The sequence below is a fragment of the Streptomyces sp. NPDC097981 genome (assembly GCF_040302565.1).
Classification (GTDB): domain Bacteria; phylum Actinomycetota; class Actinomycetes; order Streptomycetales; family Streptomycetaceae; genus Streptomyces.
The window spans coordinates 24,479-40,368 of sequence record NZ_JBEORW010000053.1 but is presented as its reverse complement, the minus strand read 5'-3'; the positions used below and the strand labels follow the sequence as shown (position 1 = coordinate 40,368).

The window sequence follows — 15,890 nt, the reverse complement described above, 5'->3', positions numbered from 1 at the left end:
GCGACAACCGACGCTCCCCCGCTCCCTTTCAATCCCGGAGGACCACTTCTTAGAGGTCATCTCATTTGGTGAGTCTGCGGTAGCAGATGAGGGTGCAGGCGATGCTGGTGAAGGCGAGGAAGTGTTCGGCTTTGCGTTCGTAGCGGCGGTGGAGGCGGCGGCAGCCGGCGAGCCAGGCCATGGTGCGTTCGACGACCCATCGGTGACGGCCGAGCCGCTGCGAAGACTCGATGCCCCTGCGGGCTATGCGGTGCTTGATACCCCGTTCGCGTAACCATTTGCGCAGGTGGGCATAGTCGTAGCCCTTGCCCGCGTGGAGCTTGCCGGGCTTGCGACGTCGGCGCCCGCGGCGGGAGCGGATGGGCGGTATGCCGCGGACGAGAGGCTCGAGGGCCTGGCTGTCGTGCAGGTTCGCGCCCGAGATTCCGACGGACAGGGGCAGACCGGTCCGCTCCGTAATCAAGTGGATCTTCGAACCGAACTTGCCCCGATCGACAGGATTCGGACCCGTCAGCTCCCCCTTTTCAGGGCCCGCATGTTCACCGAGTCGATCGCACAGCGCGACCAGTCCAGCTCACCTCGAGCACCGAGCTCGTCGAGCACCAGACGGTGGAGCTTGGCCCACACCCTGGCCTTGCTCCACTCGGAAAAGCGCCGGTGAGCGGTCGCCCCCGATGGCCCGAACGAAGCCGTAGGCAGCTGTTGCCAAGTGCAGCCCGACGTGGCCACGAACACGATCGCGGCGAGCACTTCCCGGTCACCGTGCCGGCGCCGACCACCACCCTGAGGCCGCGATGGCGCCTCCGGCACCACCCGCTGGAACAGCACCCACAACTCATCCGGCACCAGCCGCTCAACGATCCCCGTCACGACCGACAGCCTACCCAGTCACCCAAATGAGATGACGTCTTAACCGCGAGCAGCTTCATGGCCGTCCTCTGCAGCCCCAGATCGTCACGGGCATCGCCGAGCGTGGGGTGGTCAGTCCGACATGTGGCGGGCGTAGCGTTCGTGGGCCGACTGGCGTGTGCAGCCCAGGGCCGTACCGATCGCATCCCAGGACACCATCGCCTCGCGGGCCGCACGGACCGTGCCGATCGCCAGTGAGGGAGTCGTGTCCTGGAGGCGGGCGACGGCGCGCCGTGACTACGACGTCGAGATCCTCTGCTGCCACTTGACGCTCTCCTAGAAGGGTCCGACTGAGATCAGCCGGGGGTGCCGAATCGTGATCCACGAGGATTTCGATCACACATACGATGCCGACATGATCACCGCATCCGTGGACACCACCTCACAGAGTTACGCCATCGGTCAGGTGGTCGGAGTCCTGTCCGTCGCCATTGTCGCCATCGTGCTGCTCTGGCGCCTCACCCGCTCCTGGCGCACACCGTCGACCCCGGCAGGCGGCGATCCCGCCGGGACCCTGCGCGAGGAGAGGAAGCGGCGCCTGCTCATCGTCGGTGTGACAGTGCTGATCGCGGGAGGCGCGGGGGTGAAGGCCGCGGCCTCATACAACCCCGAGCCCCGGGCCTCCGAGTCGGTAGCGACCGGGCCCGTTCCCGAGGGCCAGGGTGCGCCGGCGGGCACGCCGCGTTCCGTCGTCCTGCCGGACAGCTTCGCGGACTTCCAGCTGATGACCGGTGAGGCCGCCGCTCGGACCGAGGCCGCGATGCTGGCGGGCCGCAAGCTGCCTGAGGGTTGGAAGACCGGCTTCTACGACAAGGACGGGGACGACGATTTCGACCTGCTCGTCTCCGTCCGCAGCGCGGAGTGGGACCCCAAGATCGTCAACGAGAAGGCCACCAAGTCGATCACGCAGGAGTTCCGCGACTTCTTCGCCGGCGCGAAAGCCCACGACGTAACCCGCTTCGAGCCGGGCCCGTACGGCGGAGGCCTCAGCTGCGGCCTTGCCCAGGGCCCTGACGGCGACCAGGCCATGTGCGCCTGGAGCGACGCCACCACCTTCGCCGCGGTCCGGATCGTGCACCCGACCACCCTCCCCGACGCCGCGCAACTCGCCCTCACACTCCGCAACACCGCCACGCACTGAACACACCGCCACGACGCGCCTACCGCCGAGCCCTGGACGTCAACGCGCACTATCGCGATGTTCACGTCCACCGACAGCACCACCACGTCCGCCACCGACGGGGAACAGCAGATCCTTCAACCGAACTGCAAGGTCATCCACGGCTCCGAACTGTCAGCCCAACCACCCGGACGGACAGCCATTTTCGGGCGACCTCGCCAACACCTGTCACTGTCTCCGCCGTTACTCACCGTGGCCAGATCACAGAACCTGAGCCAGAACCCCTAGAAGTAAACAAAGCCACTCTGGGGTACCTACGGGCCCGGGGTCAGGCCTTGATCTTATTGAGGAGCATGAGCAGGCTCAGGTGCGCTTCTCGGGCGGGAGGGCGGACATGGCGGTGGTGGTGGTGTGTGCGAAGGCGTTCCGTACCCCCGACGCGGTCAGCAGTGCCGGCAGTAGAGCCTGAGGCCGCCACCGCTGCCAACAGCTTCTTGCGCCAAGCCGGCTACACCGGTGAGGACGGCCAGGGGGTTGTCGTCGGTCATCTCGTCGCCGTCCTCAACCCAGAGCCTTGCAGTCCAGCGGGCCGAGAGCCCGCGCAGCTGGCTGAGTGTCGCTTCGGCGAGGGCATAGGTCAACTGTTCGGAGACGGCAAAGACCCCCGAGCCGTCGTTGACGACATCCGCGACGTAGTGGGGCCAAGAACGCCGGTTGAGTTCTTCCTGGGACGGGAGGTCAGGGGAGGGAGCCTCGAAGTACATCTCCCATTCGACCACGGCGTCATCTGGGTAGAAGTCCTTGCAGACCACTGATGGCAGTACATGTCCGGGACCGCGGTTTCGCGTTGCGGCGGCCGTGGCATCGTCGGGTGCGATGAAGAAGGCTATAGCGATGGTCACTGCCGCATGGTTCCAGGCAAGCGGCACCAGTGCAGCTCACCGCCAGGTGTTGGTGTCCACGATCTCGCCGGTCTCCAGGTCGATGCGGCCCTGGAAATCACCCGCATTCCGCGTGACCATGATCAAGAGCGGTCGGCCGTCCTGCGGCACAGCGAGGTAGAAGCCGTGCACATCGCTCGGCGTGCACACCAGGCCGCGCGGCGGATTCAGCCGGAACCGCTCCGAGCCGTCCGCCCAGAAGACCACCGCATTATCCGACGGGGTGAACGGTGCAGTGTTGATGGCTTCCACCACCACGACCAGCGTCTCATCGTACTCCCGCCACGCCATGACATCCTGCGGCGGACGGTCGTACGACTTCTCGGCGCACCCCGCCGGGCCACTCCACCGGACCGTGGTATCGCCCGGGGCCCAGGTGACCACTACGCCGGAATCTCCTTCTGTCACTCGGAGGATCTCCGTGGGCTTGCCGACTGGTATCAGCCGGGATCGGTCATCGAATTCCATGATCTCAATCTGGGTCCTGCCGCCGGGTAGCCGGCCCAGCCTCGGGTCCATCTGGGGCCCGATCATGCTCTCCTGAACGAGGTTCGGTCACCGCCAGAGACGCGGTACCGGGGCAGGAGCGAGACCTCCGACCACGCCCAACTCGCCGCGCCCGCCGACCTCGGCACGATGATGGGCACGGGGAGCCGGGTTGCGGGGCGATCGGGAGCTGCGGTGGAATCGGGGCGGGCTGCGCGGCGGAGGACTGGGGCCCGGACGGAGGATCGGTTCATGGACGCGAGGACCGCACTGGACAGTGTGCTGCAGCAGGCGCACGTGGTCCGGGTGGGCTCGGTCGGCGAGCTCGGGATGGATGGGGAGATCCAGGTGGATCTCTGCGATCCGGCGGAGTCGGCGCAGCTCAGGACGGCGATGGCCGTGGATTCGCTGCCCGGGATCCACTGCATGTGCCTCGGGGATGTCCGCTTCGAGTTGTTCGACCGGGACGGTGGGCGGCTCGCAGTCGTCGTGCTGCACCACGGGGCGACATTGAGGTGGGGGCAGTGGGACGGTGACGCGGTCCTCGCTGACGGCCGCCTGCTGCTGGACTGGCTCGACGGGCACGGAATGCCAGGTCCACTGCAGCAGTTCGAAGCCGACCGGCTACGGGCGCAGGAGCAAGCCGCAGAGCAGCGCAACTGGCTGGCCGCGATGCCCACCGGACTGGAGGGGACCGCAGGCCGGATCCTCGGCCTCTCCCGGACCGGCGGCGCGGCCTCCCCTGAACTGCTCGCGGAACTCACGAACCGGCTGCAGCTGGCGCTCCCCGACCCGGTGGAGCGGGTGCTTGCCCTGCTCGACTGGTACGGATCCGGCAGCGGGCGCTGCTCCGGCTACCCCCTCCACGAGGGCGTGCCCGGCGAGCTGCTCGGCAGGGTACCGATCGCCGACCTGCTCGCCGCCCTGGCCGACCCGCGGGCTGGAGAGCGACACGACGCCGGGACCGTGCGGCATCTGGTGGGCTGGAAGACCCGCCCCCGCCAGAAACGGGACGTCGCCCGCCTGCCCGAACCACTGCGCGCCCGCCTACTCGCACACGCCCGCCACTCCGGAGACCCCGACAAAAAGAACCGTGCAGAACGATGGCTGGCACCCCCACGAGCCTGAGTCCGCCGCGTATGGCTGGCCCCGCCAGCCGAATACTCCGCCCACCCGCACCGACATGACGAATTCAGATTCAGCGGCGGGCCCGCACTCAGGCATGCAGATAACCACCCAGGGCGACACCAGCCGCATGCGCGCTCCCCGGCCGGGGAAGTGGCCTGTGGTCCCCGACCCCGCTGACGATGCAGTCATACGGCCACGGCTTCATGGCGAGGAAGAGTGATCGACAGATCCGCTAGTCGAGCTTTCCCTGACGGATGGTCCGCACGGCGAGTACAGAGTTCATGGGTTCGATGAGTTGTTCAACGGCGACATCCACGAGGCGCGCTGGGGCATCCCCGTGCAGCAACGCACTCACGTACTCAAGGGCCTGCGATGGAGAGAGCAACGGCAGCCTCTGGCGCAGGATGGGCACCGCACGAATGCGCCCCAATACGGCGGCGGCTTCGCGTATCTCATCGTGTAGATCGTCCACAGGAGTGCGGATGGCCAGCCCGCGGATGCGAACACGGTAGTCAGCCTCCCAGCCTCCGACTCTCTCGGAGACAGCCCCAATTTGGTGCAGCCCTCCGTCGATGCGGTCGACCAGGTAAGGGCCGTGACCGATCAACATGGAGCCGGGGTTCCGGGTGCGCGCGTACTCCTCGGACTGCCAGTAGACCTTCCACACCAGCTCGTGTTCCCTTACCTCCAGCACTGTTGTGCGCAGTGGCTCCACGCCCAGAGCCGCCCACTTCTGGTTCTCTCGGACCAGCTCTTCCTCGACGATACGGACTGCGGTCTCTCGCTCGATCACGTGTGCAGCATCAGCTGTAGATCAGAAGCTGGCCAGCAAGTTCTATTGATCCGAAATAGTTCGGGTTCTGGGTCGTTGGTAGGGTGTGAGTGATCTGGTAGGTGACGCGCGGCATCTGTCGCCGTCGGCGTAGGAGGCCCTTCGGTTGCGGGTGGTGGCCGCGTTGGTGGCGGGGCGGGACCGTGAGGATGTAGCGGCGACCAGGACCCCGCCAACCCGAACAACGTCATCCTGGTCTACTCGGGCCGCTCCCAGTCCAAGAACACCAACGGCGGCGGCGCCAACGACTGGAACCGCGAGCACGTCTGGGCCAAGAGCCACGGCGACTTCGGCACGGCCACCGGCCCGGGCACGGACCTGCACCACCTGCGCCCCGAGGACGTCACGGTCAACAGCACCCGCGGCAACAAGGACTTCGGCATGGGCGGCAGCCCGGTCGCCGAGGCCCCCGGAAGCTTCACCGACTCCGACTCCTTCGAGCCGTGCGACGCGGTCAAGGGCGACGTCGCGCGCATGCTGCTCTACATGGCCGTGCGCTACGACGGCGGCGACGGCTTCCCGGGCCTGGAGATGAACGACAAGGTCACCAACGGCACCGCCCCCCTCTTCGGCCGGATCAGCCTGCTGAAGCAGTGGAACCAGATGGACCCGCCGGATGCCTTCGAGCAGCGCCGCAACCAGGTCATATTCGACACCTACCAGCACACCCGGTCTGGGTGTGGAAGGAGCCGTACCAAAGGCAGGGGACCTCGGCGATGTGGACTTGGTCGGTGCGGCCGTACCGGGCGACGCGCGTGGTCGTGAAGGTGGCGGTCTCCGCGAGTTCGTCGGGCGTGCCGAGCCTGGCGCCCTTGAGGCGGGGGCGGCCGCGCTTCCTGGTCGGCGCTGGTGCGAGGCCGAAGAGCACGGCGCTGGCCGGCAGCCGGGTGGTGAGGGTGATCGCCTCGGGCAGGTGGCGCAGGGCCCTGCCGTGGTAGGCGGCGTCGGCCACCACGTGCAGGGGCTGGTTCAGGCACACGGCCAGCAGTTTCACCATCGACGCGGCCAGTTCGACCTTGGATGGTCCGGTCTTGGGCCGCCACAGCCGGGCCATCACCGGCAGGCACACCGGCCGGGTGAGGAACGGCAGTTCCACGATGATCCCGACGACCACGAAGCACGTTCCGCGCCCGACCGGTTTCGGGCCCCTGGCGGCGCCGTCGTGCTGCCACGCGGCACCGAATACCTTCTTCCCGCTCCGCTTGAACAAAGTGTCGTCGACCGCGACCGTGATCGCCGCGCCGTGCGCCAGCAGCGTTCTGACGATCAGACGGGCCAAGACGATCCCCAGGATGTTGACGTTCCAGCGCGTCCGGGAGAAGAAGGCATGGGCCCGGTCGTGCGGCCAGGCGCGGGCCAGGCCCGCCCCGGTCAGCATCCCGGTCACCGTGCCGGCCCCGGTCTGCGCGACCAGCCCCGTCACCATCGCGGTGAACGTCGTGAATCCCGGCGTGGTGAACACACGCAGCTTCCCCAGCACCGCCAGCAACGACGCCGGCACCGTCACACTCACGGGCATCGGCTTCCCCTCCCCGGGCGTGGTCGCCACAACGCCGATGCTGCCGACGCTCCGGCCCGCCACGGGCGCGAACAACCGGCCCGTCACCCGCCCGGGTGGGAGCTGCTGTCCGCCTCCCGCGCCCCCGACCGCTACCAGCGCGGTCCGAACAAACCACGCCGCCGCGACGGCTGCTCGGGGAAGGCAACCTCGAAGTGGAAGCCGTCGTCGCCGACCGCGCCCCGCAGCATCCTCAACACCGCCTCGGGATCGTCGTAGGGGCCGTTGACGAAGAAGGGCTTGCCGTCCCGGCCAAAGCCGATCGAGCTGGGGCCCGCAGGTTCGCCCAGCAGCACGGCAGCCTGCGTGAACTCCTCAGCGAGCTCGCAATCGGGTTCGAACCCGAAGCCGCGCGCGTAGGCGTCGGCCCCGAACACCAGAGCGCGGGCGAGGTCGGCCGGAACCTGCACATGCCCCTCGAAGGCGCTGAAATAGAGCCCCCGGTGCCCGACCAGCCGACTCTCACCCATCGGCTCCGGGGCGAGCACGTTCTTCACCCCCAGACACCACACATCCAGCAAGAACCCCGCGACCTGCGCCTTCGTGGAACGCGTGCTGTCCGCGGCGACAAGTACCGCGATCAGGCCGCGTACCTCCTCCGCGTCAAAGGCCCCGGGATCAAGGCCCGCCCACTGCGGCGCACCCTCAAGATCCACACTCCGACTCCAGCCGGCGTTCACCCAGCAACGAGGCTCGCCACGACCCGGCCCCGAGGCCGCGACCGCGCCGTTCAGCACCCCGACAACGTCTGAGGCGCTCACTCCCACCGCCCTGGCGATCGCCTTCGCCGACCGACCCTGCTGATCAAGGAACCGCACCCGCGCAACAAGCAGCTCATCCACAGCCGCACCCTACGGCCAACGCCAAGCACCCAGGACCCGAACGCCAGCAGTCACACCCACCCGAGCGACCCTGCGAAAACTGCGAAAGTCGAGAGCACAACCGCAACCCGTTCATCGACCACCCGGAGTGGGTCGACTCCATCTGGTAGCAGCCCGGGTGCGCTCGGCGTGCTACTTGACGTAGATCTCGTCGAGGGTGTCGATGACCCCCGCCGCGTTCAGGTGGTAGCGGAAGGGCAGGCCCTTGTCCGGGTGGGTGTCCAGCCACCCGGTCAGCTCGCTGGTGGAGATGGGCTTGCCCATCACCTCCGAGGGGAGGATCGGTGCCGTCGCGGTGATCTTGGCGGTCTCCGAGATCGGGATGTACGTCCACGCGCCCGACGGTTCGAAGCGCCCGGGGCAACCGTACGTGCCGTGCTGGACGATGAGACTGGTCATACCGCCTTCGGGCGTGTAGCGGTGCACGGCGATCGTGTCGGGCGAGACCGGCATCCTGTGGTCGGCGCCGCAGGACGGCGCGGGGGGCGGGGCCGGGGCGGGTGGATTCTTCCCCGCCGGGGTGGCGGTCGCCGAGGGCTTGGGCGCCGCGCCGGTCTTCGAGGGGGCCGGCACGGCGACCGTGGCGCCGGCGGTGGGCGGGGCCGTGGCGGTGGGCGGGGCCGGTGCGGCCGCGGTGGGCTTCGCGTCCGGCGCGGCCAGGTCGTCGTCGTTCTGACAGGCGGTGAGCGCCAGCACGCCGCACACCGCCAGGGCGGCCATGGCCGCCTGTCTCCGAACCGCTCTCATGGTCTTCTCCCTCTCCCGGATTCCGGCGTCGCCGCACCGTAACCCCCCAGATCCAGCCGGGGCGACGGCCGGACGCGGTTCGTCACCGGGCCGGGATCCCGTTGTTGCGGAGTGCGGACCTCCGCCCCCGCCCCGCGAACGCCCGTGACCGCCCACCCGGTCGGGGGCAGGGGGCCAGACCGCCGGCGAGGGAACTGGAACTGCGGCCAGGCGGCCGCATGATGGACGGGTACGACGTGGCCCAGCACGGCTTGGCGTCGGTGTTCTTCGCGGTGATGAGCAGGTGCTCGCCCCGCTCCCCCGGAAAGCGGTGCAGCACGGAGTAGGACATCTCCGTGCCGTCGCACTGGCGGACGTCGGCGGCCGGCTTGGCGGCGACCTTGGCGGCGACGGCCCCCGGGGTGTGAGCGGGGTGGCCGGGGTACGACGGGGCGGAGGTCGCCCTGGGCTGCTCGGGGTACGACCTGGTGGGTTTCGGCTTGGGGGTGGGCATGGGGGTGGGCTTGACGGTCACGGAGCCCTCCTGGTGGGCCATAGCGCGGGGCACCGTCCCGTCCGTGCCGCCGGCGCCGCCGGTAGCGGCCATGGCACCACCGACGGCGGTCAATGCCAGAGTCAGCGCGGCAGTGGCGGCCGCGGCGGCCGCCGCGGTGGTGCGAATACGAGAGGTACGCATGACCGGGCTCCCTGGGGAAATGTGCGGATCTCGCGGTGCGTTCCCCGCGAGGTGCTTAGCCTTGCCGGGCCCGCTATGTCCCGCTCAAATGCGGCTGATGCCCCGCTCACGTCCAACGGCGCTCCGGTCCCGAGCCGCCGGTCGCGCCGACGCACGATCACGGGCGGGCCGTGAGCCTCTCCAGCGCCGCGTCGTACCGCGCCCGGAACCCCTCGTCCGCCGACACCCGCAGCAGCGCACCGAGTGCCCGGACCACGCCATCGTCGTAGCCGGACGACTCCGCTTCCCGGGCCGCCAAGTCGAGCTGCCGGATGCCCTCGGCCTTGTCCCCGAGCCCCAGCAGCGCCTCTCCCCTCACCATGAGCAGCAGTATCCGGGGCACGTCGGCCGTACCCGCCCGGTCGTCGAAGGCGAGGGCCTCGGTCGCGGTGTCGAGGGCCGAGCGCCATTCCCCGGCGTCGACCCGATGCCGGGCGAGGTGCTGCAGGGCCAGTCTCTCGATGGTCCGGTCGCCGGCCTCGCGCGCCAGCTCCACCGCCCGCTCGCAGACCTCCGCGGCCTGGTCCAGGTCGCCGAGCGCCGCTTGCGCCACGGCCAGGACGATCAGCGCGTTCGCCTCGGCGTTCAGGTCGCCCGCCCGGGAGGCGAGCATGGAGGCGGCCTTGAGGCGAGTGAGCGCCTCCGCGATGCGCCCTTCCTCGATCAGTACCCAGCCGAGCACGTTCAGCAGCCGCGACTCGCCGTGCTGCTCGGCGTCGGCCCGTGCCGCTTCGAGCCCGGTCTCCAGGAGCGGGACCCATCCGTCCCGCACGCGCCACACGATCAGCGGCCACAGCGTCAGGACGATCCGCCAGGTCCTGCCGTGCAGTCCGGCGTCGCGCGCGGCGGCCACCGCCAGCGTGAGGTCGTCCCTCTCGGCCGCGTACCAGGCCACGGCGACGGATCGGTCGCCGAACTCCCGTACAGCGGCGGGCGGCAGGAAATCCGCCGGCATCGGGAAGCACTCCTCGTTGCCGGGCTCCGCCGCCGCCACAGCCGCGAGGGCCGTGGCGATGTAGTGGTCGAGCACGCGCTTGAGCGCATCGGGCCCGGAGTCCAGGCCGCGCGCGTAGAGCCGTACGAGATCGTGCAACGTCCAGAGGCCGGGCGCCGTCTCCGTGACCAGGTGCGCGACGGCCAGCCGCTCCAGGGCCGTCTCGGCGGCCGCCGGGTCCGTGCCCGCCAGGGCCGCCGCCGCGTACCGGTCGACGTGCGTTCCCGGGTGACGGCCGAGATGGGCGAACTGACGGGAGACATGCCCGGGGAGCTGTTGCAGCGTCAGGCGCAGAGCCGCCCGCACCCCGGTGTCCTCCACGTCCAGCAGGCTCAGCCGACGCGTCTCGTCGGACAGCTCGGCGGCCATCGCGCCCAGCGACCGACCGGGCCGTTGCGCCAGCCTGGCGGCGGCCACTCGGAGCGCGAGCGGCAGCCCGCCGCACAGCTCGGCCAGCCGTCGCGCGGCCACCGGCTCCGCGAGCACCCGTTCCCTGCCGAGCACCTCGGCGAGGAGCGCCGTTCCGTCCTCCGGCCCGAGCACGTCCACGGGTATGGGCCGGGCGGCGTCGGTGACGATCAGCCCCGGCAACTGGTGCCTGCTGGTGACGACGGTGACGCAACGGGGACCGCCCGGCAGGAGCGGTCTGATCTGCTCGGAGTCCCGCGCGTTGTCCAGCACCACGAGCAGCTGACGGTCGGCGGCGAGCGACCGGAACAGCGCGGCCGCGCCACTCGCCGACTCCGGTATCCGGCGCTGTACGACGCCGAGCGCCGACAGGAACTCGCGCAGCACCTCCATCAGGGCCGGCTCGCCCGTGTCGCCGAAGCCGCGCAGGTCGGCGTAGAGCAGCCCGTCGGGGAACCCGGCACGGCCGTGGTGGGCCCACTGCAGCACGAGGGCCGTCTTCCCTACCCCGGCGGGCCCGGTGACCAGACAGACGGGTGCCTCGCCCGCGGCGGCCCGGGACAGGGCGCCGAGTTCCGCCTCCCGCCCGTGGAAGCCGCGCGGCGCGCGCGGCAGCAAATCGGGCGCGCCGGTACGGGGAACAGCACCCGGGACGGGGGCAGGGAGCGAGGCGTTCGTCGTGGTGGCCGGGCACGAACCCGGAACCGCGGCGGCGACCTTCGTCATGCCCCCTGCGGTGGCCTCCGCCGTATCCCCTTCCCCGCCGCGCAAGACCGATGTGTAGGCGTCCGCCAGTTCCCGGCCCGGGTCCACGCCCAGCTCGTCGGCGAGCAACCGCCGGGTGCGATGAAACCAGTCGAGCGCCTCCGAGCGACGCCCCGCCCTCTGGAGCGCCCCTATGAGGGCGGCGGACAGCGACTCGCGCAGCGGATGGGCAACCGCCTCGGCGCGCAGGACAGCGGCGGTCCGGGCATACTCGCCCAACTGCGCGTAACCCGCCGCCAGCTGCTCCACCGAAGTCAGCCGCAGCTCCTCCAACGCCTGCGCGGCGGCCTGAAGCGGTGGGCTCGGGCAGACGTCGGCCAGCGCGGGCCCCCGCCACAGCGACAGCGCCTCCCGGTACATCGCCACGGCCTCGGCCGGGCTGCGCAGGCTGCGGGCCCGGGCCACCATTTCCTCGAAGCGGTGCGCGTCGAGCCACTCTCGCGGCATCCGCAGGACGTACGCCGCGCCCTGGGTGATCAACTCAACGCCGTACTCGCCGGCGTCGGCACTGGCCAGCAAGGTCCGCAGCTGCGACACATGCCCCTGAATGACGCCGCGGGCTCTCGGCGGCGGCTCGTCCTCCCACAGAGCGGCCGTCAGCTGATCGACCAGCACCGGATAGTTGGGGCGCAGCAGCAGGGCGGCCAGCAGACTGCGCCGTTTGACGGGACCGAGCGCCAGCACACCTGCCTCGGTGACGACCGACACCGCTCCGAGCAACCGGAATTCCATCTGCCCCATGCCTCCCGCGCAAAGGACTCAGGGTATCCGGTGCGGGAGCACGACTTCGGGGGTCCGGCCGGCCGGCGAGGACGTGCGTGATCACGATCGCGGCGGGTGCCTCTGGAGGTGCAGCGGTGGGCCGGGCTGTCCGGCCCACCGCTGCACGGGCTCACCCGTTGGCGCAACTGCCGGCCGGGAGCGTTCCGGCCCGTAGTAACACGGACAACGCATCCTCCGCTCGGACAGCCGGCATACGTAGCGCATCACCGGCTACGCCGGTTGAGTGGGTTGAGACGCTGCGATCACCGCGGACTGAACAGGAACTTCTGGTTCTGGGCCCCGGTGCACTTGAACAGGCCGAGCCAGCTGCCGTTGGCCGTTCCGTTGCCCAGTACGTCCATGCACAGGCCGGTGTACACGTTCACGAGGGTGACGACACCCTTCTCGACAGGATCGATTTGTGCCCGCCAGACCTGGGTCTGCTGATTCTGGCAGTCCCATTGGTTGAGATAGTTCCCGCTTCCGGCTCCGGGACCGCCGGACGCGTCGATGCACTTGCCGGACTTCGCGTTGCGGAGGGTGAACGTATCGCCTGTGGTCCTCGTACGCCATGACTGATTCTTGCCGTGCCAGTCGTCATAGGTGATGACGTGCGCGCCGTTGGCGTCCGATCCGGCGTCGACGTCCACGACCCGGCCGCCGTTGCTGAGACTGGTCAGGGCGAAGGAGTCGGTGGTGTTCCGGAGCTGGAACTGAACCGGATAGTGGTCTGAGCCCCTGCCTGGCAGCCTTTCGGCGCGGTAGTTCCGAATATCGCGGGATGCGACCATGTAGTCCAGTTCGTGCCCGCTCTGATGTGTGGGATTGCCCGACCGGTAGATGGACGCATGCATGTCCCTGGCGACGCTGTCCAGCGATTCCGGTTCCCGGTTGAAATCACCCATTGCGTACCAGTTTGCGTGGACGATACCCGCCTCCTGCCGAATACTGTTCAGCAGGACGGGAACATCCCTGCCTCCCGTGCCGGTCCTGGTGGACAGGGCGTGCACGCTGAAGATGGCATGCGAGCCGAAGAGTACTCCCAGCGCCGGGCGTGCGCTTTCGCCCGGTTCGTTCCGACCAAGACCTGGAGCGACGAGGACCCTGTCCGCAGGCTGGACCGTGACTATCGCCAGGTTCATCTGGCGGTCCGAGAACGGATTCAAGTAGTAGACATGACGTTGCCCCTGACTGGTTCGCCAGAGGTAATGCCTGACCCGGAACCCGTTGACTCGATAATCTGCCTGATGGGTCATTTGCAAGGCCGGATCGGCCCCGGTCTCCTGGACCGCGACAATGAAGTTCGTCCGGCTCAGGACCTCAACTTCGCTCCATTTGGCTCCTTGGGAATTATAGGTAGCCATACTGAAGGTTTCCGGCGGCATGTCCAAGGCGTGTGCAGGAGTGGTCGGCACCCCCACGAGCAGTGCGAGAACCCCTGCGAGCGCCGCCCACAGGGAAAGCCCCCTCCTCTCTCTCCGTGTGCGAAGCAATCTAAATGCCCTCAACCCAAACCCTCCATAAATATGCCGCTCAAGATTTCCTGCGTTGACGCCGAGTGGACAGCCTTGTCCTTCATCCACCGAGTGGACGCTTCGCGAAAGTGAGGCGTGTGAGCGAGCACTGGGCCCGGTCAGCACATCCGGCCCGCTCACCTACGCCCCCGCATCCTCCAGCCCACCGCTCACGTTTCGCTGACGTCCCGCTCACGCCCACGAACCACACGACATCGACACGTGGCAGCCACACGTACCGCCGGGCGCGGATTGCGACGGTGGCAGACCGCGAGGCACCCTGCCTCTCGTAGCCGACGTCCACGGAGGCGACCAGGGCCAACCACCCGAGCCTCACCACCTGGTCAAAGTCGAGGGGGCAACGCGGTCCTGGTTCATGACCTCCGCATCATGTTGGCGCCGTGACGTTTCAGCACCCCGACCGTTGGGGTTGACGATGCACCGAGCCGTCCCCCGGCTCCCCGGGTGCCGGGCCCCGACTTCCTCCCCGGGAACCCGGCACCCGCTTCCGGGGAGGCCCCATGCCCCACTCCGGCCGCGTACACCAGCTCCACCGCGCAGCGAGCTCCAAGCGCACGCCTGCCCCCACCAAAGCGCCAGAGCCCGCTGCCGACGTACCGGCCCCTGCCTCGGCCCCGGCAGAGATCCCCGAGCAACAGCCGCGGTGGGCAACCCTGGACCGCAAGGAAACGCGTCTGCGCCGGGACCAGCTGCGCTCCCTGGCCGCCCTGCGCCGGCAGGTCGCCCGCGACCGCCAGGAGCGGGACGAGATCATCACCGACAACACCCTGATCCGGGTCGCGGTCGACTTCCTCCTGCATCACGCCGACACCCTGACCGGCGACACCGAGGAACAACTGCTCAAGTCAGCCATCACCGCCACCAACCGCAGCTTCGACGCCACCCACCTCGCCGCCGTCACCGCGCTCACCGCGCTCACCGCGCTCACCGCGCTGCAGGAATCAGACGACCCCAAGAGGGTCTTCGCCCTCTGCAACCTCATGACCTAGGCTCTCTTGCAGATCAAGCACGAAGCTTCCGCCCGCGCCGCCACCACGTAACCGGCCCAGGTCCGCACGGTGACCGGCTGCTCGGCGCCCCTCAGGCAGCTCCATCCACCCGCGACCGCCGGGAACAACAGGCGCCCCCTGTCCTCGTCGGGGCCCCGAAGGGCCCCGACGCCCAGCTAGCCGCGCGTGCGCCTGCCCCGGCCCCAGCGCAGCCGTACGGCGGCCTTCGCGAGCACGGCCACGGCCGACACCGCCCACACCCACTCCGGCGCCCAGGCCGACACCACCGCCCGCGCCGCCTCGACGGCAAGCTCCTGGGCCACCCGGCCCACCACCAGGCGGCCGGACCGTCGGCGCGGGGCCGACTCCCCGGCAGACCCGGCCGACTCCCGCCCGGACTCCTCGTTCGCCGGCTCTTCATGCAGTTCTGACGCGCTCATGACAGATCACTCCTCGTGCGGAAACGCGGATCACGCCTCCGACCGGAGACGTGATCCGCACTGTCGAACACGAAGGGGTAAGCCACGCAAGGCCGTTAAAACGACAGTTCAGAACCCATATGAGCGAGCCTCGCGCACCTGCTACACCAACAGCCTCCAAACCCCGCAAGCCCCTTCAGTGAGGCACCCGTCACACGACGAACCCGACTTTTCCAACTCCCTGCGGTCACGGCCAAAGCAGAAGGGCCCCACCCCGGAAACGAGGTGAGGACCCTTCAGGCCGTAGGGCGCTCGGTCACGGGGCCGGGGTGAACTCCACCTCCGTGCCGCCGTAGCCGGCCGCGATGTCCAGCAGGTGCTCGCGCTCCGCACTGTCCGCGGCCAGACCCCAGCGGAGCTTGGTCGCCGTCCACTCCGCGCCATACCGGCACAGGGCGTCCGGCGCCGGCGGCAGCCACTCGGCTGGATCCTGGTCGGCCTTCGAGCGGTTCGAGCGGGCGGTCACCGCCACGAGCGAGGACAGCTGGTCCTGGTCGTTCGCGTACGCCTCACGCCGCTTCGCGGTCCAGGCGCTGGCCCCAGCCGGCGGGGAGCGTCATTCAAACCGCGCGGTATTCGTATGGCTGGTTCAGTGGCCCCATCAGGTTGGTTCGGGTTGGCTTCGCCACGTGGTCGGTGGA

14 protein-coding genes and 2 pseudogenes are annotated in these 15,890 nt (G+C 69.3%); 4 read left to right on the top strand and 12 right to left on the bottom strand.

Annotated elements, in window-relative coordinates; translation table 11 throughout:
* Positions 1–61 precede the first annotated feature (61 nt).
* Positions 62–861, bottom strand: a protein-coding gene (locus ABTY04_RS34855) for an IS5 family transposase (RefSeq protein ID WP_502996780.1) whose coding sequence is annotated in 2 segments (ribosomal slippage) — positions 62–513 and positions 513–861 — 801 coding nt in all. Because the reading frame shifts where the segments join, the coding sequence is not laid out codon by codon here.
* 403 nt (positions 862–1,264) lie between these two features.
* Between ABTY04_RS34855 and ABTY04_RS34850 the strand changes: the two genes are divergently transcribed.
* Positions 1,265–2,050, top strand: coding sequence for a hypothetical protein (locus tag ABTY04_RS34850; RefSeq protein WP_352217455.1), 786 nt, complete (start codon positions 1,265–1,267; stop codon positions 2,048–2,050).
* 422 nt (positions 2,051–2,472) lie between these two features.
* Here ABTY04_RS34850 and ABTY04_RS34845 read toward each other — a convergent pair whose 3' ends face one another.
* A complete protein-coding gene (locus ABTY04_RS34845) occupies positions 2,473–2,931 on the bottom strand; it encodes a hypothetical protein (RefSeq protein WP_352217454.1) in 459 nt (152 codons plus the stop codon).
* Positions 2,932–2,967: 36 nt separating this feature from the next.
* Positions 2,968–3,438: a hypothetical protein gene (locus ABTY04_RS34840; RefSeq protein WP_352217453.1), complete on the bottom strand. Its 471-nt coding sequence runs from the start codon at positions 3,436–3,438 to the stop codon at positions 2,968–2,970.
* 270 nt (positions 3,439–3,708) lie between these two features.
* Between ABTY04_RS34840 and ABTY04_RS34835 the strand changes: the two genes are divergently transcribed.
* On the top strand, positions 3,709–4,584 hold the full coding sequence (locus tag ABTY04_RS34835) for a hypothetical protein (protein ID WP_352217452.1): 876 nt from the start codon (positions 3,709–3,711) through the stop codon (positions 4,582–4,584).
* Positions 4,585–4,816: 232 nt separating this feature from the next.
* On the opposite strand, the gene ABTY04_RS34830 is transcribed toward ABTY04_RS34835, so the two are convergent.
* The gene (locus ABTY04_RS34830; protein WP_352217451.1) at positions 4,817–5,377 is read right to left on the bottom strand and encodes a YrhB domain-containing protein; all 561 of its coding nucleotides are present in this window, start codon (positions 5,375–5,377) and stop codon (positions 4,817–4,819) included.
* Between the two features lie 198 nt (positions 5,378–5,575).
* On the opposite strand from ABTY04_RS34830, the pseudogene ABTY04_RS34825 reads away from it, so the two are divergent.
* A pseudogene (locus tag ABTY04_RS34825) lies at positions 5,576–6,091 on the top strand (endonuclease I family protein); the annotation flags it as partial.
* Here the strand turns inward: ABTY04_RS34825 and ABTY04_RS34820 are convergent.
* The 6 genes from ABTY04_RS34820 to ABTY04_RS34795 all read right to left on the bottom strand — a co-directional run bounded on the left by ABTY04_RS34820 (position 6,060) and on the right by ABTY04_RS34795 (position 13,631).
* Positions 6,060–6,935 carry an IS701 family transposase gene (locus ABTY04_RS34820; protein WP_502996779.1) on the bottom strand — a complete coding sequence of 292 codons (876 nt, stop codon included), beginning with the start codon at positions 6,933–6,935 and terminating at the stop codon, positions 6,060–6,062. The pseudogene ABTY04_RS34825 and the gene ABTY04_RS34820 overlap by 32 nt on opposite strands.
* A 131-nt stretch (positions 6,936–7,066) precedes the next feature.
* Complete coding sequence (locus ABTY04_RS34815) at positions 7,067–7,816, bottom strand: hypothetical protein (RefSeq protein WP_352217450.1); 750 nt, start codon at positions 7,814–7,816, stop codon at positions 7,067–7,069.
* A gap of 171 nt (positions 7,817–7,987) precedes the next feature.
* Complete coding sequence (locus ABTY04_RS34810) at positions 7,988–8,602, bottom strand: hypothetical protein (protein WP_352217449.1); 615 nt, start codon at positions 8,600–8,602, stop codon at positions 7,988–7,990.
* Positions 8,603–8,684: 82 nt separating this feature from the next.
* A complete protein-coding gene (locus ABTY04_RS34805) occupies positions 8,685–9,278 on the bottom strand; it encodes a hypothetical protein (RefSeq protein ID WP_352217448.1) in 594 nt (197 codons plus the stop codon).
* A 157-nt stretch (positions 9,279–9,435) separates the two neighbouring features.
* Entirely contained in the window at positions 9,436–12,216 is a 2,781-nt protein-coding gene (locus ABTY04_RS34800) for an AfsR/SARP family transcriptional regulator (protein WP_352217459.1), read from the bottom strand.
* 293 nt (positions 12,217–12,509) lie between these two features.
* Positions 12,510–13,631 (bottom strand): RICIN domain-containing protein, encoded by a 1,122-nt coding sequence (locus ABTY04_RS34795; protein ID WP_352217447.1) that lies wholly within the window; start codon positions 13,629–13,631, stop codon positions 12,510–12,512.
* A gap of 650 nt (positions 13,632–14,281) precedes the next feature.
* On the opposite strand from ABTY04_RS34795, the gene ABTY04_RS34790 reads away from it, so the two are divergent.
* Positions 14,282–14,770 carry a hypothetical protein gene (locus ABTY04_RS34790; protein ID WP_352217446.1) on the top strand — a complete coding sequence of 163 codons (489 nt, stop codon included), beginning with the start codon at positions 14,282–14,284 and terminating at the stop codon, positions 14,768–14,770.
* Positions 14,771–14,946: 176 nt separating this feature from the next.
* Here the strand turns inward: ABTY04_RS34790 and ABTY04_RS34785 are convergent, their stop codons facing one another.
* Both ABTY04_RS34785 and ABTY04_RS34780 read right to left on the bottom strand, forming a co-directional pair.
* Positions 14,947–15,210, bottom strand: coding sequence for a DEAD/DEAH box helicase family protein (locus ABTY04_RS34785; protein ID WP_352217445.1), 264 nt, complete (start codon positions 15,208–15,210; stop codon positions 14,947–14,949).
* Positions 15,211–15,505: 295 nt separating this feature from the next.
* Positions 15,506–15,793, bottom strand: a pseudogene (locus ABTY04_RS34780) (HNH endonuclease); the annotation flags it as partial.
* Positions 15,794–15,890 lie beyond the last annotated feature (97 nt).